The sequence below is a fragment of the Pseudomonas sp. KH_021 genome (assembly GCF_057838865.1).
In genome coordinates, this window is record NZ_CM174477.1 from 3,849,014 (window position 1) to 3,873,680 (window position 24,667).

Sequence of the window (24,667 nt, forward strand, 5' to 3'; positions counted from 1 at the left end):
GAACCGTCCGATCAGTCCAATGGAGCGGTCAACCTTGCAATCAATGACCGTTTGGCAGCCAATCTGCCATCCTTGAGGCTGTTGAGGAAGACCACGTACTGGTGGTCGGTGAAGGCTTGCCTCAACAATCTCCCGACATCGTCCTTGGCCAGCGGGGTGATCCCGGCGTCCTGAAACGACGCCTCACCCGCCTGGCCTGCCAAGAATGCAACAACGCTGTCGTGCAGCGTCGTTACCGCCTTACCTTCCTGCAGCGCCGTTTTCGCCTCTTGCTCGGTAAGCAGGCAATAATCTGCATACTCCGTGCCTTCATGCCAGCGTTTGCTCAACTCCTCAAACTGAGCCGTGTCACGCTCCTCGATGAAGCGCATCCAGCTGGGTTGATCAACAAGCCAATTCTGACGCTTGGCAGGGCTCTCGATCTGGCGGACCTCGAGCGCCACCTTATCGGCAAGCTGGTCACTGACAAAGGCCATATCCCGAAACAACATGCCGTAGGACGGCTCGGGGTAGTCCAGCGGCCCCGCCAGCGCCCGGCGCAGCGCCAGACGGATCTCGATATCATCGACACCGGAAGCCAGATCAGCATCGCTGATGTCATCCAATGGGTCTAACGGGAACGCCGACAACGACAGATTGTTTTCCAGCGCATCCCGGCGCCCCAAGCGCGTCGCAGTAATGCGGGCGGCAATCTGTTCGACTTCATGACGTCGGTACAGTTTTTTGAACAACCCCTTGAGTTCTGCCAGCGCGCCCTGCTCATGTATCGCCCGCGAGGCCAGGCGAAAGCTCATGAGCTCGATTTCCAGAGCGCTGAACACATCGGTGCCGGCATCACCGCAGGTTGGCGGGAAATCGTCGGCGATAGCTTCAAGGCTATCTCGCAACGCGCAATCCTGCGCGGCACTGTCGAGCAGGCTCCACACCCGCTGGCGCAGATGTACCGGATCGATTTGTGCCTCCTGCGAGTTCTCCAGGGTATTCAAGGCAATCCGCAATGATTCATAGCGCCGTTCAGCGAACAGGCTTTCCCACAGGTCATGACGCGCTTGATCGGCGCCTTCAAGCCACAGGTTCGACTGATCCTCATCAGCAAACACATGCCCCAGGCCAAGAGCGTTCAGGCGCCGTACCCCCTCGTCCAGAAGCGGGTTGTTGTCCACGCGCAACGAGAGCCCGGTGCTCGGCCCACCATCGCGCAAGTGTCGACCGAAACGGGTGCTGACCAGCTCTGGAATCTGCATGATGGCATTGTCGGACAGATCGATCCAACGCAGCTGGTATTGGTTCTGGTTCATCAAGGTGGTCAGGCTGTCGGGCCATTCGGTGAGCTGGCAGATCGACAGATTCAAGCTCTGCAGCCAGCCCATGGAGCTTAGATTCGGGGCACGCCTCAACGGGTTCCAAGTCAGGTCCAACTTGCGCATATAGATAAAATCAACAAACACCTCGGCACCGGCCTCATCCAGGGTGATGCGATTGAAGCTCAGATCGAGTTTACTTAACTTCAAGCGGGACATGCCGCGCAAATGTCGGGTCTCGAGCAGCAAGTTATTGAACCGAAGATCCAGGTCGGTTAACGACCTCATACCCCACAGCGCCTCCAGAGCGGCATCAGGCAATTGGTTGAAGTGGTTCGACCCCAGGTCCAGAACCTCTAGCCGGCGCAGGCTGCTCAAAGGCTCGAAGAGTGTCTCTGATGGCGTCAGTCGGTTATACGCCAACACCAGTTTTCTCAGCTCGGTGCAATGGGAAATTGCTTCAGGGATTGTCTCAAGTCGGTTGTCAGATAGCTCTAATGATTGCAATCGGGGAAAGCACTCCAGCAATCTCGGCGGAATGACTCCCTGGTTCACGGAGCGCAAGTCAAGTTCAGTGATGTGTTTGAGCTGTACGTCCAGCGTCGGCAGGTCGGCAAGGTCCATATCCTTGAGGTCCAGAGCATGGCTTCTTGAGCCCCCGGCACGTTGCCAGGCTTTTTTCAGGCGTGTGACAACCACCCTACGTGAGTTGCCTTGCGCACCTCGCATGGCCCAATAATTCAGTCTTCTTTTAAACTCGTCGAACGCCCTCTCCAACGCCTCGACGCTTTCGGCCAAGCCTCTGCTCGTCTGGCCTAGCTCATTCGCCAGCTGGGTAATCTGGCTCGGACTCAAGTCCGGGTAGAGCCGTCCCAGGCGCTGAAACGCTTCCCCTCTCAGCGTACCGACCGCGCCACCCAAGCGGTAACCGCTGCGTCCATCGGCCAGGCGCAATGGCGAACGATGCCACGGACGGCGGGGCTGCTGGCCGAGCAAGCGTGAAACCCGCTCGCGATCGGCAAGCGCCAACTGCTGGACATTTTCCTGCAGGGTTGGCGACTCGAACACGTCAATCGACAGATTCAAACGCTCGGAATTCGGCAGCGCCCTGAGCACGGCGGCAAAGAAATCCGCGCCAATATACAGCTCGTTACCCTGCGCATCGTAGCTGCTGTAGCGCCCGGCCTGGCGGACCAGGGTCTTGAGTTCGCCATTGGCACGACCGGCACTGGCGAGCAGGCGACCACTGGCGACACTTTCGCGCAGTTCCAGGCGCACAGTCCCGCTCCACCCTGGCAGCGACTCCAGTAATCCCAGCGCCAGCCGCTCGCTGTCCGGGTTGCCCATGCTCTGCCATTGCGTGCCTTCGATCGCTCGGCTAATACGCACTTGTTGTTGGTAGGCGCGCACTTCTTCGGCCAGGCGCAAAGGCACTCGCCCGTCAGCGCGCGTCAGTTGCGCATGCTCTGTAGCGTTGGCATGGCTTTCGATCTCCTCAGCCAGCCGTGGCGGCAATGACGGGTAGTCCCGGAGCAAACGCCTGACCCCGCTCGACTGGGCGTCGACCGGGCCGGCATGCAAGCTGTCGAGGATCTCGTGGCGGCGCCACTGCGCCTGCTCGGCCAGGGTGTCACGCACACGTTGCAGTCGATCGGTGCTGGCCACGCCATCACCGAGCCAAGCAGTGATTTCGCCTTCATCGAGCTGCGCCAGGACACGCTGCGGCAGTTGGCCTTGGCGTACTTCACTGGCCAGCAGCTTGAGTGCCCGCCCCTGCGGCCAGCGCTCCGACCCATAGGTCATGGAAGCGCCCCACAACTCCGGCCCGGTGAACACCTGCAGCACGCGATTGGCCGGCCAGCGTGGCAGTTGTACGATCAACGCGGCCGGATACGTCATTCCCGGTGGCAGCGGGTTCCCGGCACGGATCTCATCGCACATCCGGGTAATCGCCCGGTCCAGCTGCATCCGCCGCAAGGTATCGGCCAACAAGGCCGGCACCGGTTCGTTATGCACATACATATGGCGCAGGACCTGATCGTCGCTACCGCTGATAATGGCCGCGCGCTCAAGCATTGCATCGTCCAGGCCCTCACTCAGCACACCGATGCGCCGCAGCAGCTGGCGGCGCGGCCATTGCAGGGGCTGCTCGCCCTCAAAGGTCCAGGTACCCTGGCCATTGTGTTCGAGCAGTGGCTGATGGGCTTGCGCATCCTGCGGGTGCACCAACCGCCACTGCTGCTGTTGGGCATCGAAGCGCTGTTGGTACCAGCGCTCGTCCAGGCGCAGGTAGTGTTGCCCCTGGTGCAGGTACTGGCCCAATTCGTTGGCCTGGGTCGTTTCCGGGACCGCGACGTCGCTGGCGTAGCCGCGCAGGTCAGCGTTCCACAATCGCGTCTGGCCGTTGGGCACCGCCACACTGGCCAGGCTGTCAACAAACGGCGAAGGGTGCACGGCCACGCCCACCGCCCCCAAACCGATCACCAAGCCCAGGTTCAGACCCAGCGACTCCAGATGCGCCAGTGCTTCGGCGGTTTCATGGGCCTCCCAGGCTTGAACACCGAGGAACAGATCACCCATCATCTGGGCCCCGGCCACCGCCAGCATGACCTGGTTCAAACCGGGCACCACGAACGCGGCCGCATTGAGTACATTCAGGGCAATGCCCAACCAGCTGTCCAGTCGGCGTAACCGAGCGGCGTAGTTTTCATCATCGGTTGGCACCGCCAGCACCCGGGCGTTGGCTTTCAGTCGCTGTACCTGCAAACTTTGCAGGGTGGCCCAAAGTGCCCCTGACAGCGTCCGTTCGACCACCTGCAGGCGCGGCTGGGCAATGGGCTGGCGAACCTCTACATCGCCCCGGTAGCGCACCTCGAACAGGGTGTTTTGCAGCTGCTGGATAAATTCGGCCTTGCGTGATTGAGGCACTTTTGCCGCGATGGCGGCACTGTACGCGGGCGATTGCAGGCTAATGGCCAGGTCTTTGGCAAAATCACTGGTCGAACTGTACTCCTTGAGCGGATACAAGGGCGCACCCGCGATCCATGCAACGCAACGCTCCGTGCGAGTACTGGAGCTGGGGTCTGGGCCAATCAGTAACACATCGCTCAGCTCACTGCCCAGAATGGCAATTCGCCGGCAAACCACCGGTTTGCCGTCCAGCGAGGCGCTGCCTTGGGCGGTCAAGGTCTGGAGCATTTGATAGACCGAATCACTGATCTCACGCTTCATGTGCGCACAGTGCAGCAGCACCTGAAAATCGGTGCGGATGGCGGCCCCCATCTGCTCACCCAGGCGCGCCTTGCTTCCTGCATTGTCGAACACCTGCTGCAGATGCTCTTGATAGCGCTGGCCCAGGTCGAGCGTACGGCACAGGCGCGCAAACTCCGCGCTTTCCAGGTCGAGCTTGTCGGCCTCTCTGCCCTGGAGCGTCAGGAAGCTGAAGTGAAAGTCTTCATCGGCCTCGAAATTCTGTAGTGCAGCTTCCAGCAGGCTGGAGTGTCGTGCAGGCTCTTTGATTACCCATCGCGAGCCGATTTTTTCGCTACCCCAACGATGCAACCGGGCTGTCCTGACGTTCAGCTGTAAACCATGCTGGTCGAACAGCGCCTGGGTAAGCAAGGGCGTGGCGAAATCGGTGATGCTCTTGAGGTTCGACAAGCTGTTGGCCAGTGTCCAGCGCGCCGCTTGTTGCGCACTCTGGGCATCGAGCAATGCGCGTTGCAGTGTCTCGCTGCTGTCACTGAACCAGCGCTGATGTGTACCGTCGGGACTGACATGAATGGCGCGCTGGCTGTGCAACAAGCCTTGCAGGTTGCTGCGATCAAGATGGCGAAGCCTGGGCTCCAAGGCCGCGCTCAGACGTTTTTTATGAAAGGGAAGTGCTTGGAGGGTATCGGTCATGGCCGGGTTACCTGATGGTGGGTGTCGCATCAGATAGCCCGATCAGCGTCGAGCCTTGGCGATAGATAGTTATCGCCCGTATTCAGTCTGCCTGGCCTATGGACATCGCCGCATTGCCCGGGCAGGGCGCTTGTATTCCGGCGGGCAGGCATTAGGTGCTCATGGATGCTGTCCTTACGCAGGTTGGAGGGCGTTACGCACGAATTCGCTGGAGGTTGTGTGTGCCTGCGACAGCAGAGCTTCACCCACGACCCTGTTCCAGTAGGTTTCCGAACCTTCGCCGATCCGCCACTCGTGCAGGCGTCGGGTATAGAGTTGCAGGTCAAATTCTTCGGTGACACCAATAGCGCCGAACAACGCATGGGCGGTCGCTGTTACCTGTGGCACAGCCATACTGGTGCGCGCCTTGGCGATGGCTGCCGGAACCGAAGCCGGGACCGGTCCTGTGCCGACAAAGGCCAGCTCAGCGGCAACCCCGGCCACCGCGACCTGCTCCGCCATCACGCTCAGTTGATGCTGGACGGCCTGGAACTTGCCGATGGCCTTGCCGAACTGCACGCGATCGTTGCAGTACTCAAGGGTTTTGCCGAACGCCCACTCCATGGCCCCGGCGATGGCCGCCGCATGGATAGCCGCGCTGAAGGCACGCAGTTCTTCACCGTTCCCACCCAGTGGCTGCGGGACTGCTTGCGGCGGCCACAGCAGCGTGGCGCTCAGGCTGCCGTGCACACCACTGGGCGTGCGCCGGGCGTGCGCGCAATCGAGTAGCAGCAGATCCCCCTCAAGGTTGACCAAGGCAAACTGGGCCAGTAATCCGTAGGCCACTGAGGGTGCACAGAGTGCCCCATCGGCATCACGGCGAGCCGTGCCCGCCAGGGTCAGCATGCCCGCCGGGGCCGGCACCGGGCAATCGCGCAGCAGCGCCCGCGCCGCGATGCTCTGGGCCGCCGGAACCGGCAGTGCGTGACGACCGAAAGCGACAAAAATGGGAAACAGCGCGTCCTGGGAAAGCCCCGCGCCGCCTGCCGCTTCCGGCGTCAGCAGTTCGAGAAAGCCTGGGGCTTCCAGCGCACTCCACAGCGCCGCGGCAGATTCGCCATGCTCGATGGCGCGGATCTGGGCAGGCGTGCAGACATCGGTCAGGATTTTTTCAATTGCTTCAGTAAACATGCTCGGGGCTCCTCTCCGATATGAATTAACGCAGGCCGAGCCCACGGGCGATCATGCCGCGCAGGATTTCCCGGGTGCCGCCGCGTAGCGAGAACGTGGGTGAAACCTGGTTCAGATAGGCCACCGTGCGATACAGCTCCCCATCGACCTCGCCATCGGGGTTGGCACCGATCGCCGCAGCGATGGCCGTCGGGATGGCCTGCTCGAACTCGGTACCGATGTCCTTGACCAGCGCAGCTTCAACCACCGGGCTCTCGCCGCGTGCGAGCTTGGCGGTCACCGCGAGTGAAAGGCTGCGCAAGCTGGCCAATTGGCTGATAAAGCTGCCGACCAGGGTCGCCTCTGCGGGGGTCGCCCCGTTACGGCGCAGGTTGGCGACCCACTGATCGAGCAGCACGACGCTGGAATAGAAACGCTCCGGGCCGCTGCGTTCGAAGGCAAGCTCCGCATTCACCTGTTTCCAGCCGCTGCCCTCCTCGCCTACCAATGCGTCCTCACCCAACAGCACGTCGTCGAAGGTCACCTCCGAGAAATGCGCATCGCCAGCCAGGTCGGCGATAGGCCTGACGGTCACGCCAGGCTGCTTGAGGTCGATGATGAATTGCGACAGGCCACTCTGGCGGTCCTCAGGCATACCGGAGGTGCGCACCAGCGCAATCATGTAGTGGGCGTGGTGGGCGTTGGTGGTCCAGATCTTGCGCCCGCTCAAGCGCCAGCCAGCTTCACAGCGCGTCGCTCGACTGCGCACGCTCGCAAGGTCGGAACCGGCGTTGGGCTCGCTCATGCCAATGCAGAAGAACGCCTGCCCCGCACAGATGCGTGGCAGGTAGAAATCCTTCTGCGCCTCAGTGCCGAACTTGAGAATCAACGGACCGCTCTGGCGGTCAGCAATCCAGTGCGCGGCAACCGGTGCTCCGGCCGCCAGCAATTCCTCGACCAGCACAAAGCGACTGTAGGCATCCAGTCCCGCACCGCCGTAGGCTTTGGGCAGTGTCAGGCCGACCCAGCCACGCTCAGCCAGCCTGCGGCTGAACCCGGCGTCGAAGCCGGTCCAGGTGCGAGCGCGAATATCCGCCGGCGCCGGTTCCAGGTGGGTGGCCAGGAAGCCCCTGACCTGCTCACGGAACGCCTCGGCATGCTCAGGCAGTGCGGCCAGGCGGAAGGCATCCAATAGATGACTCACCGGGCACCTCCATCAATCTTGCCGTAGAGGGTGACCACACAGGCGCCACCCAGGCCCAGGTTGTGTGCCATGGCCAGCCGGGCGCCTTCGACCTGGCGCTGTTCGGCGTTGCCACGCAGCTGTTGTGTCAGCTCGTAGCACTGCGCCAGACCGGTGGCGCCCAGCGGATGCCCCTTGGACAGCAAACCGCCGGACGGGTTGATCACGATCTGGCCACCGTAGGTGTTGTCGCCCTCCATCACGAACTTCTCTGCGCCACCCTCTGGGCAAAAGCCCAGCGACTCATAGCAGATCACTTCGTTCTGGGCGAAGCAGTCGTGCAGCTCGCACACATCGATATCTTGCGGGCCGACACCCGCCTGCTCGTAGACCTGGCCCACGGCAGCGTGGGTCATGTGGGTGCCGACCCAATCGAGCAGCGAGGGCTTTTCGAAGTTGAAGGATTCCGGCGTGTCGGTCGTCATCGCCTGGGCGACGATCTGCACATCGCGGCGCAGCCCGTGCTGCTTGGCGAAACGCTCGGACACCAGGATTGCCGCCGCACCACCGCAGGTCGGCGGGCAGGCCATCAGGCGGGTCATCACGCCCGGCCAGAGCACTGGATCGGCCATCACCTCGTCGGTGGTGAGCACTTTGCGAAACAGCGCCAGCGGGTTATTGGCGGCATGCCGGCTGGCCTTGGCACGCACGGCGGCGAAGGTTTCCATCCGGGTGCCGTACTTTTGCATGTACTCGCGCCCGGCCCCACCGAAGGTGCGCAGGGCTTGCGGCATGTCGCTGGCGACGTCGGCGGTGAGGCCACGGAGGATCGGCAGAAAACGCTCGCGGGTCGGCGGGCGATCGTCCCAATGCGACTTCAGTGCACCGGCCTGCATCTGCTCGAAACCGACGGCCAGCACGCAATCGGCTGCGCCTGACTCGATGGCCTTGCGCGCCAGGTACAGCGCGGTGGAGCCGGTCGAGCAATTGTTGTTGACGTTGACCACTGGGATACCGGTCATCCCCACTTCGTACAGCACGGTCTGCCCGCAAGTGGAGTCACCGTAGACGTATCCGGCGTAAGCCTCCTGCACCCGCTCGTAGCCGATGCCCGCATCGGAAAGCGCAAGACGCACCGCTTCGGCCCCCATCTGGACGTAGGTTCCACTGGCGCTGGGCTTGTTGAACGGGATCATGCCAACCCCGGCTACCAGGACTTTTTCGCTCATGTTGTCACCTGAAAATGAGAGGAAGGATCAAAGCTGTCGCGCGATCAGTTCTCGCAGCACTTCGCTGGTGCCACCGAACACTCGGGTGACTCGCATATCGACGAAGGCGCGAGCGATCGGGTACTCGAGCATGTAGCCGTAGCCACCATGCAGCTGGACCATGTCGTCGAGGCATTTCCACAGGGTTTCGGTGGCGAACAGCTTGGCGATGGCCGACTCCTGGACGGTCAGGCGACGACGCATGTGTTCGGCGATGTAGTAATCGATGGTCAGTCGCGTGGCCGTGGCCTGCGCCTTGATGTCGGCCAGCTTGAACTTGGTGTTCTGGAAGTCCCACACCGTCTGGTTGAAGGCTTTGCGATCCTTGACATACTCCACCGTCTGTTCGAGCAGACGCTCAAGCTTGGCGGCGCAGTAAAGGGCGATGACCAGTCGCTCTTGGGGCAACTCCTCCATCAAGTGCATGAACCCCCTGTTCTCTTCGCCCAGCAGGTTGCCCACCGGCACACGAACGTCGTCGAAGAACAGCTCGGCGGTATCGGCAGCCGCCTGGCCGACCTTGTCCAGCTTGCGGCCACGACGGAAACCCTCGCGGTCGCATTCGACCACGATCAGGCTGCAGCCCTTGGCGCCGGCGCTGGGATCGGTCTTGCAGACCACGATGACTGTGTCGCAGGTCAGACCGTTGCTGATGAAGGTCTTGCTGCCATTGATGACCCATTCGTCACCGTCGCGTACGGCCGTGGTACGGATGGCTTTCAAGTCAGAACCGGTGCCCGGCTCGGTCATGGCGATCGCCAGGAGGGTTTCACCGGTACAGATTTTCGGCAGCCACTTGTGCTTCTGCTCCTCGGTGCCCAGACGCACGATATAGGGCGCTGAGATGTCAGAGTGCACACCCAGGCTCCAGCCGGAAACGCCGGCCCGATACAGCTCCTCGATCAACACGGCGCTATGGCCGAAATCCCCGCCACCTCCCCCGTACTCGGTCGGTACAGTGAGGCACAGCAGGCCCAGCTGACCGGCCTTGAGCCAGGTCTCACGGTCGACCTGACCGTCCTTGTCCCACTGCGCCTGGCGCGGCAGGCATTCACGCTCGAAGAAGCGCCGCGCGGTTTCGCGCAGCATTTCGTGATCGTCACGGTAGACGGTACGTTGAATATGCATTGTGTTCTCCCAGTGGTCCGCAAACATCTCGGGTATTGGCCAGGCAGGCGCTTGGTTCAGAGAGTGAATTTAGTGGCGATAGGGGTATTACAACTTCCCCCCGCATCGGGTGGAGCCCGGGCCTTGCCCCAATACCAGTCATAAGACTCACAATCTTGTAGGAGCAGAGCTTGCTCGCGATGCGGACGCCACAGTGCCATCTGGCAGGGCGCGGTGAGGCTATCGTGAGCAAGCTCTACTCCTACGCCGATCTCCGTTCAGCCCGATATCGAGCAGCCAGCTTTTGATCCTGTGGGAGCCAAGCTTGTCGGGGCGCCGAACCGTCGCGATGCAGACGCCATGGTTCATCTGGCAGAGCGCGGTGAAGCTATCGTGAGCAAGCTTTACTCCTACGCCGATCTCCGTTCACCTCGATATCGAGCTGTGAGCTCTTGATCCTGTGGGAGCCAAGCTTGCTCGCGATGCAAACGCCACGGTACATCTGGCAGAGCGCGGTGAAGCTATCGTGAGCAAGCTCTACTCCTACGCCGATCTTCGTTCACTCCGATATCGAGCCGTGAGCTTTTGATTTTGTGGGAGCCAAGCTTGCTGGCGATGTAGGCGCCACGGTGTATCTGGCAGAGCGCGCCGCGAATGAAAACACCGCGATTTTCCAGGCATTGCGCGTCATCGTTTATTCGCGTGGTCCGGCATTCGCGGCTAAAGCCGCTCCCACAGGATTTGTGTCGTTCGATGCCGTGACTGACTGGCATCCGGGCTTGCTCACACCACCCAGAACGGCTCGCGCAGTTCGCGCTTGAGGATCTTGCCGGCGCCCGACAGTGGCAACTCGCTGCGAAACTCCACGGTCTTCGGGCACTTGTAGCCTGCGATGAGCTCGCGGCAATGCCCGCGCAATTGTGCTTCGTCGAGCTGCGCTCCCGGCTTGCGCACCACCACCGCATGCACCGCCTCGCCCCACTGCGCGTGCGGAACACCGATCACGGCGCACATGGCCACGGCCGAATGACGCGCGATGACGTTCTCGACCTCAGCCGAATAGATATTCTCGCCACCGCTGACGATCATGTCCTTCAGGCGGTCGACGACGAACAGGTACCCCTGCTCGTCCATGTAGGCGCCATCGCCGGTATACAGCCAGCCGTTGCGCAGCGCCTTGGCCGTCTCCTCAGGCTTGTTCCAGTACCCCTGCATGACGTTCGGCCCGCGGACGATGATCTCGCCCACCGCTCCGCGCGGCACTTCATGCCCGTCACTGTCGACGATCTTTACCAACACGCCGTAGCCGCTGCGCCCCACCGAACGGGATAGCCCGCTCTGGCGTGCCGCCTCGGTGTGGTTGTGCGGCAGGTTGCAGGACACCGTCGGGCAGGCTTCGGTCAGCCCGTAGGAATGGCTGAGCTCGATCCAGGGCAGCGCCACCAACACCTGCTCGACCATCGCACCGGCGCTGGGCGAGGCGCCATAGGTCAGGCGCTTGAGACTGCGCAAGTCATGCCGGGTAAAGTCCGGATGGGCCAGCAGCGCAAGGATCATGGTGGGCACCAACAGCGTTTCGCTCACCCGTTCGCGCTCGATGAGGCGCAGGACCTCGCCAGCCTCGAAGGTCGGTACGACCGCGTGGCATTCACCGGCAAAGAACTGAATGAGCGCGCGGGCCATGCCGGCCACGTGAAACAACGGCGCCACATGCAACAGGACACCGCCGTGGATCGGTGGCATGTCCATGGTGCGAGGCATACAGGCCGACCACAGGTTCAGGTGCGACTGCATCACCCCCTTGGGGAAGCCGGTCGTGCCACCGGTGTACATGATGCACGCCAGGTCGTCGCCACCGCGGCCGACATCCTCCACCGCAGCCGACGCCTCGATCAACTGCTCAAAGCCCAGCATCCCGGCAGGCGGCTGCCCTTCACCGGCGTAGACGAAGATCGGCGCGCGCCGGGCCTTGGCCCGTATGCCGTCAACCCGCGCCAGGAACTGCTCATCGACGATCAGGATGCCGGTGTCGCAATCGTCCAGCGAATAGACAATCTCCGCGACGCTCCAGCGGATGTTGACCGGGTTGATCACACCACCGCCCCACCACACGCTCATCATGTATTCCAGGTAACGATCAGAGTTGAGCGCCAGCATGCCAACCCGATCCCCCGCCCCCATGCCCAGGCCTTGCAGCGCGCCGGCCAGACAGGCAACGCGCTCGACGAACTCGCGGTAGGTATGGCGCCGTTCACCGAAGACGGTGACGATTTTTTCCGGGGTTTGCTGCAGCGCGCGGTGCAGGCACTGGGTCAGGTGCATATCAGTTCACTCCCAATGTCTTGGCCGCCCAAAACGGTTCACGCAGGTCGCGCTTGAGAATTTTGCCGGCACCGGACAGTGGCAACTCGCGGCGGAACTCGATGGCCTTCGGGCACTTGTAGCCAGCGATGAACTCGCGGCAATACGCCCGCAGCTCCTCTTCGCCGACCTGGACGCCGGACTTGCAGACGACCAGCGCATGCACCGCCTCACCCCATTGATCGTGAGGGATACCGATGACTGCGCACATCAGCACCGCCGGATGCCGGGCGATGACGTTCTCGACTTCCGCCGAATAGACGTTCTCGCCACCACTGACGATCATGTCCTTGAGCCGGTCGACGATGAAGATGTAGCCCTGCTCATCCATATAGGCGCCGTCGCCGGTGTACAGCCAGCCGTCACGTAGCGCCTTGGCGGTTTCTTCAGGCTTGTTCAGGTAGCCCTGCATGATATTCGGGCCGCGCACGATGATCTCCCCCACGGTACCGCGCGGCACTTCGCGCCCCTGTTCATCGACGATCTTGACGTTGACGCCGTAGCCCGCGCGACCCACCGAGCGTACCAGGCCACTCTTGCGCGCCGCCTCATCATGGTTCTGCGGTGGGTTGGTGGAGACGATCGGGCAGGCCTCGGTCAGGCCATAGCCGTGCACCAATTCAAGGGTTGGCCGCTTGGCGAGGACCTCTTCGATCATCTCCCCCGCCGTCGGCGATGCCCCATAAGTCAGGCGCTGCAGGCTGCTCAGGTCGTACTCGTCGAACCTGGGGTCAGCCAACATGGCGAGGATCATGGTCGGTACCAGGCAGGTATCGGTGATCGACTCGCGCTCGATAGTCGCCAGCACCGCCCCAGGCTCGAAGGTCGGCACGATCACATGCGAACCCCCCGCGATAAAGCCGCACAACGCACGCGCCAGCCCAGCGCAGTGGAACAGCGGCATCACGTGCAGGTCGCGGTTTTCGAGCGGCGGCGGCAGCTCCGCCATGCGCTGTACGCAGGCCGACCACAGGTTCATGTGCGACTGCATCACGCCCTTGGGAAAGCCGGTGGTGCCGCCGGTGTACAGCACGCACGCGAGGTCGTTGCCACCGCGTCCGGCATCCTCGATCGGTGCTGAGTCTGCGATCAACTGTTCCTGTGACAGCATGCCCCTAGGCGCTTCGCCCTCACCGCAGTAGATAAAGATCGGCGCACGTTTGGCCGTGGCGCGAATGCCTTCGACCATCGGCAAGAAATAGTCATCGACGAGCAGGATGCCGGTGTCGCAATCGTCCAGCGAGTAGACGATCTCCGGTACAGCCCAGCGGGTATTGACCGGGTTGAGCACACCGCCCCCCCACCAGGTCGCCTGCATGTATTCCAGGTAACGGTCGGAGTTGAGTGCCAGCATGCTGACCCGGTCCCCTGCGTCCATGCCCAAGCTACGCAGCGCACTGGCCAAGCGCGCGACACGCTCGCCGAATTCGCGAAACGTACGCCGGCGTTCGCCGAAGGTGGTGATGATCTGATCCGGTGTCTGTTGCAGCGAACGTTGCAGGCCTTGAGTCAGGTACATGTTGAAATTCCTATGACTTGTTTTTATTCGAAGGATGACAGCCTGTTTGGGCCCTGTACTTAGGGTCGTAAACCCAGCCCTTGCGCTTGCAGGCGCTCGATGGCGACCGCATCGAAGCCCCAGTCGCGCAGTGCGCAATCGCCATGTTCACCTCGTTGCGGCGCCACACGCGGTGCTGCCGACGGGGTGCCAAGGAAGCGCGGCGCCGGTACGGGTTGTACCACCCCATTGACTTCGATGAAGCTGCCGCGCGCCTGGTTGTGGGGATGATTAGCGGCCTCGGCAAATCCCAGCACCGGGGCAACACAGGCATCACTGCCTTCGAACACCGCGCACCACTCCTCGCGGGTGCGGCCGACGAACGCCTCGATGAAGGCCTCGCGCAGTTGCGGCCAGCCATTACGGTCGTGCTGCTTGGGCAAGTTGGCAGAGTCCAGGCCCAACTTTTCCAACAGTTCGGCATAGAAGCGCGACTCAATCGGGCCAATGGCCATGTAATGACCATCCAGGGTCCGGTAGGTGTCGTACCAGGGCGCGCCGCCGTCAAGCAGGTTGCTGCCGCGCTGTTCGCGCCAGTTGTCGCTGGCCAGCAGCCCCCAGAACACCGAGCCCAGCTGGGCCGCACCTTCGGTCATGGCAGCGTCGATCACTTGCCCCTCCCCGCCCCGCTGCACATTCAGCAGCGCCGCCAACACCCCCATGGCCAGCAGCATGCCGCCACCGCCGTAGTCTCCAACCAGGTTCAGCGGTGGCACCGGACGACCACCCGCCGGGCCGATGCCGGAGAGCACACCGGACAGCGCGATGTAGTTGAGGTCGTGGCCGGCACGCTCGGCCAGCGGGCCGGTCTGCCCCCAGCCGGTCATGCGCCCGTACACCAGCCGTGGGTTGCGCGCCAGCGCCACCTCCGGGCCCAGGCCCAGTCGCTCCAGGGTGCCGGGGCGGAACCCTTCGATCAGGATGTCGGCGCGCTCGATCAGCTCGAGGGCGGTCGCCACCGCCTCTGGGCGTTTGAGGTCCAGGGTCACCGAACGACGGTTGCGCCCCGTGATATCGATCCGTGGACCGTCCAGCTTCGGCCCCAGGTCGCCCGGGGCAACCGGGCGGTCGATGCGCACCACGTCGGCGCCCATGTCGGCCAGCATCATGGTGCCGAACGGCGCCGGGCCTATGGCCTCGAATTCCAGCACACGAATTCCACTCAGTACGCCCATCTATAAGCCTCTTCGTCGATAAGCAGGGGCCGCTTCGGGCGCCCTGAAACAGTCAATCCATCCGGCACCGCTCTGGTCGAGCGAGCCGATGCTCTTGACAGAAAACTAGAGCAATAAGGGATTGATGGGCGTCCCCCCATGTCGGGTGGCACCCCGCTGACCGACCACCTGTGGTCACGCTCGCGCAACTCTCCCTAGCCATCCTTGAGCGATATGCTGCATGCTTGATCTCATTCGGCTTGAGTCGTTATTAATAATAAGAAGCCCTTGGATCACTATGGATATGCCAGGAAAAGCCCAACTGCCTGCACCCACCACTGCCGCCGGGGAAACTCGTCCAGGAGGACCGGCTTCTCTCAACCCGATCGACAGCAGCAGACTGTCCCCACCCCGTCTGAGCACTCAAATCCTGACCCGCGACAGACTGCATGAGCAGTTGCGCGACGCCCGTCACCGGCGCTGCATTGTGCTCAAGGGCCCCGCCGGCTGTGGCAAGACCACGGTGCTGGCCTCCTGGCGACAGATGCAGCTCTCACTCGGGTTTGACGTGGCCTGGCTGACGTTGACCTGCGATGACAACTCGTTGACGCGCTTGCTCGACTACCTGCTCGCCAGCATTGCGCGGGTCGATCCTGCAATCGTGCGCGACACGCTACTGCTCGAGGGCTACAGCAGTGACAGACAGGCCGTCGAACGTTCGATCGTCACCCTGGTGCGAGGAATTGCAGCGCATCCGCGCGAGCTCATCCTGGTGCTGGATGACCTGCACACCCTGAGCGACGCAGGCATTCACCAAACCCTGCAATGGCTGATCGATTACGCACCTGACAACCTGCATCTGGCGCTGGTATCGCGCAGTGCCGTGCCCGTGTCGCTGGCACGCTTGCGCAGCCAGCGGCTCACCCTTGAACTGGACCTGCGCGACCTGCGCTTCACCCAGGAAGAGGCGCAACAGTTCCTGAAAAATCAGTTGGGTGAGATCAGCCAAAGTGACGCCCAACTCATCTACAAGATGACCGATGGCTGGATCGCCGGCCTGCAATTGTTCGCCGCCAGCCATAAAAAAAAGGTTCTTCACGGATTGCCGGGAAAAGCGCATTTGATCTTCAAGAAGAAAAATGCGCTGTCCCGGTAGCCGTAAGCCATTCGCTTGATGACCTTGATCCGATTGTTGATCCCCTCTAGTTGGCCTGTGTGCATTGGCCATCGAACTCTGCTCAAAATGCCTCGCCAGTAACCGCTCAGCCTTTTCGCGAACTGGATCAACGAAGGAATGCCGCTCTGCTTGGCATGCCCCATCCATTGTTTCCACGCCCTACGCCATTCCCACGCTGTTTCGCTCGACCATAGCGCTTTGAGCTCAGCCTTCATGATATAGACCGTCATCAGCGACTGATTGGCATCCAATAAATCCTGCAGATGTACCTGCTGCTCTTGGCTCTTCAGATTTTCGGGGTTGCGCAGCAAGAGCCAGCGGGCCTGCTTGACCACCTTTCTCGCCGGTTTGTCATGGCGCAGTCGGTTAGCCTCGTCGACTCGTACCCTGTCGATGACTTCACGACCGTATTTGGCGATGACATGAAACAGGTCGTAGACCACTCGCGCATTGCGGCAGTGATGTTTCACTTCCAGATCGAAGGCCGTATTCATATCCATGGCGACCGCTTCGATTTGTGAACACCGCTCTGGCCCCAGATCCTCGAAAAACGAGCGTATAGCTATCCGGCTGCGCCCTTCACCCACCCACAAAACGCGACGCGTATCGGCATCCAAGATCACGCTGGCGTAGCGATGCCCCTTGAACAAGGCGAACTCATCCATCACCAAGCGCTTGGGCTCGGCCTCGGGTAGTTCATGCAATGTTTGCTCAAGCGCGCGACGCTCCAGGACGCGCACTGTTTCCCAGTGCAGGCCAAAGAGTTGAGCGACATGGAGCGTTGCCATCTGGCGACAGGCTTTGATGACCGCTTGGCAAAGCCTTGCGCTAAGCCTGGCGTACCGATCAAGCCAACTGACCGACTCCATCCGAGTCCCGCAGTCCAGGCAACGCAGGCGTCTAAAAACAGCGGTAAGCGTGACAGGGTGGCCAAGAATTGGCAGATCCCGAATGGATCGCTCTGACTGGTCGTGGACAGCAAGGCAGGGCTTGAGGCAGCCGCTGCAAAGAGGAATCTGATTAGGTCGAGGGGTTAGGTTGATCTGGAGAGAGCCGCCAACGACTTGGGCGGAAGCCACAGAAAATCCATCCCAAAAAGGCAGGATCGTATTAATATCTGGCATGAGAACGGCGGTTTGGTTGATGGGTTTGCTCGCACGAACATCATCGGTCAAATCGCCGTTCTTTTTTGTCTATTTCCCAGGATTCCGTGAAGAACCAAAAAAAAGGGCCGCACGCGACAATCCGAAGTGTCATCCGCCGCCTTGACGCTGGCCCAACTGCAAGACAACCGGGCTTTCGCCAGGTTCTTTGAGGATGAAGTCCTGTCACAGCTGACCCCGGCCGAGCTCGAACTGTTGCTACCCCTGGCGGTGTGCAACCGGTTCTGTCCGACCCTGTGCGCTGCACTGGTGAACCATCCGGCGGCCGTCAACGAAGCGGCAGCACTGTTCGAGCGCCTGGAGAGCGACAACCTTTTCCTGATTGCCGTTGACGACCTCGACAACGACGCTTGGTACCGTTTCCACCCCCTCCTGCGCGAGACGCTGCTCAAGCTCTTCGCGTGCACAAGCGAAGCCGAGCAACGGGCCGTGCACGGCCGCGCCTGGGTCTGGTTTCGTGATCGCGGCCTGCTCAGCGAAGCGGTGGGGCACGCCGTGCGTGGCGGCGAAGCCAACGCGGCGGCCACCTTCGTTGAAGAGCGCATTGAAGCGTTGTACGCCCAAAGCGATTTGCGCCTGCTGATCGATCTTGTTCGCCAACTGCCCATGGAACAGGTCCAGGCCAGCGTACCGCTGCGCATGGCGCTGGTTCGCATGCAGATCTATGCCCGCGATTTCGCCACCTGCGCCGAGGAACTCGAGCGGCTTGAGCGCGAAGTTCCCGAGAGCCAGGCGCAGATGCGTTTCCATTTGGCCATGCTGCACGCCATCCTGGCGGTCCAGCGCGACGACACCGACAGCGCCGTGGCGCTCCTGCCGCAACTGCTGCATCCGCCCCAGGACATGCCGGCGGTGATGATCGGTGGCAGCCTCAACGTGCTGTCCTGGCTGTACATGCACCGCGGCGAATTCGAGCGGGCCAGGCTGATCCAACTGGATCGCCCGAACCTGCTGGTCAATGGCGTACCGCTGCTGGGCACCACCGGCGGCAGCCTGCTGGGTCGCTGCCTGATCGGCCTGAGCCTGGCCATGGAAGGCCAGGTGAGCCAGGCCGAACGCATCTACCGCGAGGTGCTGTATCAGGCCGATCGAGGCGGCAAGACTTGCTTCGATGCCCGCTGCCTCGCCACGGCGCTGCTCGGCGAAGTGCTGTACGAGAACGGTGAGGTTGATGCCGCTTACCAACTGCTGGCCAACTGGGTGGATGTCTTTGAACGGGTGTCGATTCCCGATTCCTTCTTGCGCGTATTGGAGACCCTGGCCAAGACCCGCTGGTTTGTCGGCGACCACAAGGGTGCCTTCGCCTACCTGGATCGGCTGCAGGTGTATGCCAGCAAGCTGGGTCTGGATCGCCTGGAAGCCTACAGCCTGATGTACCAGACCTACTGGCACTTGCAATTGGGCGAGAAAGTCGCCGCCCAAAACGCGCTGGCCCGCCTGGATGCCATCAATGCCCGCCACCCCAATACAGAGCGCAGCTCGCTGCGCGATATTCAGATCCTGACCGGGCATGCCCATGTCCGCTGGCTAGCGGCCAAGGGTGACTTGGAAGGCGCGGCGCCACGACTTGAGCACGTCATCGCCCTGTGCGAATCCGGTGGTCGCCAGCTGGGCGTGACTCGCCTGAAAATGATCGGCGCGATATACGATGCGCAACGCGGGCTCATGGACATGGCACGAGAGAAAGTGCTCGCCGCATTACGCGCCGGGCACCGCTACGGACAGGTGCGCAGCCTGCTGGACGCCCACCCCGAGGCGATGGCGCTGATCACGCAAATTGCACAGGCCGAAACCCTTGATCCGGTGCTGACGTTCTATGTAGAACGCCTGCAAGCGACGCCCCTCCCGCCGCAGGCTGTCGAGACCGCCCCCATCAAGCCCAGTCTGCGCAAGCCACTGGCCAGCGGTATCAAAACCCTCAGCGCGCGCGAACTCGAAATCCTGCGATTGCTGGCCCAGGCACTGCCCAACAAGAAAATCGCCCGCGCCCTGGCGCTGTCCCCTGAAACCGTCAAATGGTACCTGCGACATATCTTCACCAAGCTCGACGTCACCACTCGCGATGAAGCTGTCGCCAGGCTGCGCGAAGAGGAACTCGGCTCCAGCTAAGGGGCTGAATACTTTTGAGCCTCGGCCTGGCTTTTAGCGAAAGCTAGCGCTCATCCGCCACCCGACTAGGGGGGAAGTCCGCCCCCCTGTTCACCACTACATTCATTCTCCACGCCAAGCACTTTGCTTGGTAGCGCCCGCACTCTGCGGACAACCTGGAGAATCCGATGCTTATTCACCGTACGGTCTTGCGCGATGACCACGAGATCTTTCGCACCACTGCGCGGCGTTTTTTCGAGCGCGAATGCCTGCCGCGCCAGGCCGCCTGGGATGAAGCCGGTCAGGTGGACCGTGAAACCTGGCTCAAGGCCGGCCGCGAAGGCCTGTTGGGCATCACGCTGCCCATCGAATACGGGGGTGGCGGCGGCGATTTCGGTCACTGTGCCGTCTTCAACGAAGAGTTCGCCCGGGCCGGCGTGAGTGGCGCCTACTTCGGCATGCACTCCGACGTCATCGCGCCTTACATCAATCGTTGTGGCAGCGAAGAACAGAAGCAGCAATGGCTGCCGGGCATCTGCTCGGGCGAGATCATCCTCGCCATCGCCATGAGTGAGCCGGGTACCGGCAGCGACCTGAAGGCCGTGCGCACCAGCGCCGTGCGCGACGGTGACGAGTATGTGATCAACGGCAGCAAGACGTTCATCAGCAACGGCCTGACCTGCGACCTGGTCATCGTCGTCTGCAAGACCGATCCAGAGGCTGGCGCCAAGGGCATCAGCCTGATCGCCGTAGAGGCGAGTCGCGCGGGCTTCCAGCGGGGTCGCAAACTGGCCAAGGTCGGCCAGCCGGCCGCTGACACGTCCGAACTGTTCTTCGATAACGTCCGCGTGCCGGTGAGCAACCGCCTCGGCGAAGAAGGCAAAGGCTTCACCTATCTCATGGGCGAACTGCCTCAAGAACGATTCTCCATCGCCATCTCCGCCGCCGCACGCCTGGAGACCTGCCTCGAACAGACCCTGGAGTACGTGAAGGAGCGCAAGGCCTTCAACCAGACCGTGTGGGACTTCCAGAACACCAAGTTCAAGCTCGCCGACATCAAGGCCCAGGCCACCGCCGTGCGGCTGATGGTCGATTACTACCTGGGCGAACACATGCGCCGTCGCCTGACCCTGGAAGAAGCGGCCATCGCCAAGCTGTATGCCACCGAAACCCTGGGCAAGGCCCTTGACGACATGGTCCAACTGCACGGTGGCTACGGCTACATGCTCGAGTATCCGATCGCCCGCGCCTTTGTCGACATGCGCGTCAATCGCATCTACGGCGGCACCAGTGAAGTCATGCGTGAACTGATCGCCCGCAAGCTGTGACCCCACGAATGCCCGCTGCAGGCTTCAAGCAACCCCAACCCGGATAACCCACATGAAGCAACTGACCCCCTTGGATGCACAGTTTTTCTATTACGATGCGCCGCATCAACCCATGGTCATCGGCGGCTTGTGGCTATGCGATCAAAGCACCGCGCCCAACGGGCTGGTACGACACAAGGACATCATCCAGTACATCAACAACCGGCTGAGCACCACCTCGCTGTTCCGCCGTCGCCTGCAACACGCGCCGCTGCGCCTGGACGACCCTTACTGGGTTGAAGACAAGAACTTCGATCTGGAATACCACATCCGCCACGTTGGCTTGCCACAACCCGGCGACTGGCGCCAACTGTGCATCTTCGCCGCCCGCGCCATGTCCCGCACCCTGGATATGGAGCGCGCGCCTTGGGAAATCACCATCATCGAAGGCTTGAACAATGTCGAGGGCGTTCCCCCCGGCAGCTTCGCTTTGATGCTGCGCCTGCACCACGCGTATGTGGACGGAAAGTCCGGGGTTGAACTCACCACCCTGCTGATGGATGACCAGCCCGAACACGACCCTTCCCAGTATCAAACGCCCTACCGCGAGCGCCTGCCGAGCCAGGCCCAGCGGTGGGCACATACCCTGCCCCGGCTGATGGGGCAAGGTCGGCGCAGTGTCCGCGCCGGGGTCAGCGTGGCGCGTAAAAGCGTCCAGCTGCTCGGCCGCTTGCAGGGCAAATCCAGACCGGACCAGCATCGCGTGCCGCGCACGCCGTTCAATGTCACGATCTCGCCGCACCGCAGCTACGGTGGTTTCAACTGGGAACTGCGCGACCTCAAGCAAATCCGCCAGTGCGTGGAGGGTGCCACGGTCAACGATACGATCATCGCCATCATCGCTGGCGGCCTGCGCCGCTACCTGATACGCCGCGAGGCCTTGCCGGTCGAACAATCACTGGTCACCCTGTGCCCGGTGTCGATTCGTCCAGACAGCGCGACTCGGGATATGGGCAACCTGATTTCCGTCATGCTGATCGGCATGGGCACCGACATCAGCGATCCCCTGGAGCGCCTGGCCTCTGTCACCCAACGTACACAACGCGGTGGTCCGCTGGCCAAGGAAGTGGTCCATGAACTCATCACCTCCCTGGGCGAACTGGTGCCTGCGCCGCTGCGTATGCTCAATGGCTGGCTGCAAGGCCAGGTCCGCTTGAGCAAGCGCCTGCCACTGTTCAATACCCTCATCACCAATGTGCCGGGCCCTGCCAGCGGCTCCGGGAAAAAATACATCGCCGGGGCGCAATTGCTGGCGATCTATCCGATCGTGCCGGTGCTCGATGGCGTGGGGTTATGCCATGGCATCACCGGACTTTACGGGCAGCTTACCCTCGGCGTCATGGCCGATCGTGAGGTGCTCCCGGACATGGACGTCTACATCGACTGCATCCGGCAATCGACCGAGGAGTATCTGGCCCTGGGCCAGACGCCAACCGTCGAGGCCCCGGCAAAAAACGCCCAAACCGCCAATGCCCGCAAACGTCCAGCGGCCCTTGCTCAAGAGGCTGAGCCGGAACCCACCTGACACCTCACTCAGCGCCATCGCTGGCGATGGCGCCTTTCAATCATTAGGGAGATCACCCGATGTTCTGGCTCCACTCGCCCGCCAGGCACCTGCAAAACAAGATGGAAAAGGCACAGCACTTTCAGCAGTGGGCGGAGTACGCCGCCGCCCATGACCAGCACACCGGCCTGGACCACTGGAGACACATTGAACCGTGCGACACCTACGACCACCGCACGGTCCGTCAACGCCTGGAGCGCTTGCGCAGCCTGCGTTACGCCCGCGACTACCCCGGCCTGATGTTCGCCCTCAATGAAGGCATCCACGGCAACCTTGCCGGCATGGGCAAGGCCGAGCTGTACAGCCAGGCCTTGCGGGGCACCAAGCAATTGATCCACCAGTACATCGAGGAAGTCTGCCAGGCACTCTGCGCCATCGACGAGACCGACGAAAAAATCATTACGCGGGCGGAAAAGGACGATTTTTTTCGGCGCGCCAGCCACTGCTTCGGCCGTTCGGCGCTGATGCTCAGTGGGGGGGCCGTGCTGGGGTATTTCCATGCCGGCGTGCTCAAGGCGCTGTTCGAACAAGGCCTACTGCCGGACATCATCTCCGGTTCCAGTGCCGGCTCAATCCTGGCGGCCATCGCCTGCACCCATGCTGACCACGACCTGCTCAAACAACTGCGGCCAGAAAACCTGGCGATAGTCGCGCCGCCAAAACGGCAATACCCGGGGTTGCTCAACGGCAAGCCCCCGCTCGACAGCAGCCACCTGCGCGATTATCTGCAGCGGGTCATTCCTGACCTGACCTTCGATCAAGCCTGGCGCCTGAGCGGGCGTCGCTTGAACATCACGGTCACCGGCCTGGAACCCCACCAGGCACCTCGTTTGCTCAACGCGATCACCGCGCCCAATGTGCTGATCCGCTCGGCGGTGATGGCCTCTTGTGCCCTCTCCGGCCTTTACCCCGCCGTGACGCTACAGGCCCGGGACGTCACGGGCGCCCAGGTGCCGTACCTGCCTGAACTGCAGTGGATCGATGGCTCCTTTATGGACGACCTGCCGGCCAAGCGCCTCGGGCGGCTGTATGGCGTCAACCACTTCATCTCCAGCATGGCCAACCCGGCCGCGCTGCTCTTCACGCCCAACCCGGACGCTCGCCCGGGGCTGCTACAAACGGCGTTTAACCAGCACCTCAAGCTCAGCAGAAACCTTGCAACCAGTGTGCTGAAATTCAGCCGAGACCACCTGCGCCTGCGCCATCCGACCCTCAGCCGTTGGCAACACCTGAGCTACAACGTACTGGCCCAGGACTACACCGCCGACATCAATATCTTCCTCGCAAAACGCTGGCACAACCCCATGAAACTGCTGGCGCCCATGCCGCTGCCGGCGCTGAAACAGATCGTGCACGAAGGTGAGCAAGCCACATGGGCGCGCATGGAGATGGTTCGAAACTGCACGGCCATCAGCAGGACACTGGACCGTATTCTTGCGCAACGAGGTGATGTTCGGCGGTGAACCCGTCAGTCAGGATCCCGTGATCCGCAGGCGCCCGCCGCCCCCGGCGCCGCGCTGTCGCGTATAGAACTCATGTGGGAGCGGTGGTCCGGCATTCCGTGGTCCGGCATTCCGGCTAAAGCCGCTCACACATGCATCTAAATTCAGTGCTTCGACGAACAGGTGAATCGGATGATCAAGATTTGCCAGAAGCTGTTGGACGATACTCACCTGTTGTGGCCGGTAGTAAGCGGCCATAACCGGCCTTCGGGGCTCGCCGCACCCCTGTTGGAGATTCTATGGTTGAGGAGAAGCCCTCAAGCTGCCTTTAGATACGTATTCGCTCTGGGTTTTCAGCAGGGCGAATACGACTTGCGCCAGTTTCCGGGCAAGCATGACCAAGGCTTGAGTCGTGCTGAAGCCGCGCCCCCGCTAATACTCATAAAATTCTTTCAATGCTGCGGTTCGACTGGCAGACATGGCAGCATTGTGCAAAAGTCGACGCGCTTCTGAGTCGCCTCGCTTGGTTAAACAGCGACGACCTTCTTTTTGTCCCGATTTAGCTACTTTCAAATCCATTCCCAGGAAGGCGATAAAGGCATCGCTGTTTCTAAAGTCCCCGCGTTGGAAGGTTGGGGTGTAACGCCCGTTCCTGATCCTCCGCTCATTACGCAATCAGCATCATCTTCGGTTCCTGCGTTCTCAACAAATCAGAACCATCCTGTTTGATCACTTTTTGCTCGCTAGGATTATTCTCCGGCGCTCTATCAACTGTGAGAAAACATACTAACAGATAGCCTTGATTATCATCGGACAGTCACTAGCCTCCACAACAGGTTCTTCACTTCCGAAAACACTCGCAAGCACTCGCAAGGAAGGCAT

General features: G+C 61.7%; 14 protein-coding genes and 1 pseudogene. 5 read left to right on the forward strand and 10 right to left on the reverse strand.

The genetic code is table 11. From position 1 onward, the window contains the following. Window positions 1-11 precede the first annotated feature (11 nt). The 8 genes from AC3IX4_RS17785 to AC3IX4_RS17820 all read right to left on the reverse strand — a co-directional run bounded on the left by AC3IX4_RS17785 (window position 12) and on the right by AC3IX4_RS17820 (window position 15,005). A complete protein-coding gene (locus AC3IX4_RS17785; protein ID WP_489256722.1) occupies window positions 12-5,204 on the reverse strand; it encodes a dermonecrotic toxin domain-containing protein in 5,193 nt (1,730 codons plus the stop codon). Between the two features lie 174 nt (window positions 5,205-5,378). Further along, window positions 5,379-6,374, reverse strand: coding sequence for an acyl-CoA dehydrogenase family protein (locus AC3IX4_RS17790; protein ID WP_489256723.1), 996 nt, complete (start codon window positions 6,372-6,374; stop codon window positions 5,379-5,381). Between the two features lie 25 nt (window positions 6,375-6,399). Beyond that, complete coding sequence (locus AC3IX4_RS17795; RefSeq protein ID WP_489256724.1) at window positions 6,400-7,557, reverse strand: acyl-CoA dehydrogenase family protein; 1,158 nt, start codon at window positions 7,555-7,557, stop codon at window positions 6,400-6,402. Then, on the reverse strand, window positions 7,554-8,765 hold the full coding sequence (locus tag AC3IX4_RS17800; RefSeq protein ID WP_489256725.1) for a lipid-transfer protein: 1,212 nt from the start codon (window positions 8,763-8,765) through the stop codon (window positions 7,554-7,556). The genes AC3IX4_RS17795 and AC3IX4_RS17800 overlap by 4 nt, the downstream gene beginning before the upstream one ends. Before the next feature lie 27 nt (window positions 8,766-8,792). Continuing rightward, window positions 8,793-9,932 (reverse strand): acyl-CoA dehydrogenase family protein, encoded by a 1,140-nt coding sequence (locus tag AC3IX4_RS17805; RefSeq protein ID WP_489256726.1) that lies wholly within the window; start codon window positions 9,930-9,932, stop codon window positions 8,793-8,795. A gap of 762 nt (window positions 9,933-10,694) precedes the next feature. After that, window positions 10,695-12,233 (reverse strand): acyl-CoA synthetase, encoded by a 1,539-nt coding sequence (locus tag AC3IX4_RS17810; protein ID WP_489256727.1) that lies wholly within the window; start codon window positions 12,231-12,233, stop codon window positions 10,695-10,697. Between the two features lies 1 nt (window position 12,234). Beyond that, a complete protein-coding gene (locus AC3IX4_RS17815; protein WP_489256728.1) occupies window positions 12,235-13,791 on the reverse strand; it encodes a long-chain-fatty-acid--CoA ligase in 1,557 nt (518 codons plus the stop codon). Window positions 13,792-13,850: 59 nt separating this feature from the next. After that, window positions 13,851-15,005 (reverse strand): CaiB/BaiF CoA transferase family protein, encoded by a 1,155-nt coding sequence (locus AC3IX4_RS17820; RefSeq protein ID WP_489256729.1) that lies wholly within the window; start codon window positions 15,003-15,005, stop codon window positions 13,851-13,853. 283 nt (window positions 15,006-15,288) lie between these two features. Here AC3IX4_RS17820 and AC3IX4_RS17825 point away from each other — a divergent pair, with 283 nt between their 5' ends. Continuing rightward, entirely contained in the window at window positions 15,289-16,140 is an 852-nt protein-coding gene (locus AC3IX4_RS17825) for an AAA family ATPase (protein ID WP_489256730.1), read from the forward strand. On the opposite strand, the gene AC3IX4_RS17830 is transcribed toward AC3IX4_RS17825, so the two are convergent. Continuing rightward, window positions 16,080-17,285 (reverse strand): ISL3 family transposase, encoded by a 1,206-nt coding sequence (locus AC3IX4_RS17830; protein ID WP_489256731.1) that lies wholly within the window; start codon window positions 17,283-17,285, stop codon window positions 16,080-16,082. The genes AC3IX4_RS17825 and AC3IX4_RS17830 overlap by 61 nt on opposite strands. A gap of 126 nt (window positions 17,286-17,411) precedes the next feature. Here AC3IX4_RS17830 and AC3IX4_RS17835 point away from each other — a divergent pair, with 126 nt between their 5' ends. From AC3IX4_RS17835 to AC3IX4_RS17850, 4 genes are all read left to right on the forward strand, one after another. After that, window positions 17,412-19,433: a helix-turn-helix transcriptional regulator gene (locus AC3IX4_RS17835; protein ID WP_489256732.1), complete on the forward strand. Its 2,022-nt coding sequence runs from the start codon at window positions 17,412-17,414 to the stop codon at window positions 19,431-19,433. Window positions 19,434-19,600: 167 nt separating this feature from the next. Then, on the forward strand, window positions 19,601-20,740 hold the full coding sequence (locus tag AC3IX4_RS17840) for an acyl-CoA dehydrogenase family protein (protein ID WP_489256733.1): 1,140 nt from the start codon (window positions 19,601-19,603) through the stop codon (window positions 20,738-20,740). A gap of 52 nt (window positions 20,741-20,792) precedes the next feature. Then, window positions 20,793-22,304: a WS/DGAT/MGAT family O-acyltransferase gene (locus tag AC3IX4_RS17845; protein WP_489256734.1), complete on the forward strand. Its 1,512-nt coding sequence runs from the start codon at window positions 20,793-20,795 to the stop codon at window positions 22,302-22,304. A gap of 59 nt (window positions 22,305-22,363) precedes the next feature. Beyond that, a complete protein-coding gene (locus tag AC3IX4_RS17850; protein WP_489256735.1) occupies window positions 22,364-23,806 on the forward strand; it encodes a DUF3336 domain-containing protein in 1,443 nt (480 codons plus the stop codon). 276 nt (window positions 23,807-24,082) lie between these two features. Here AC3IX4_RS17850 and AC3IX4_RS17855 read toward each other — a convergent pair. Next, a pseudogene (locus AC3IX4_RS17855) lies at window positions 24,083-24,421 on the reverse strand (transposase); the annotation flags it as partial. Between the last annotated feature and the right edge of the window lie 246 nt (window positions 24,422-24,667).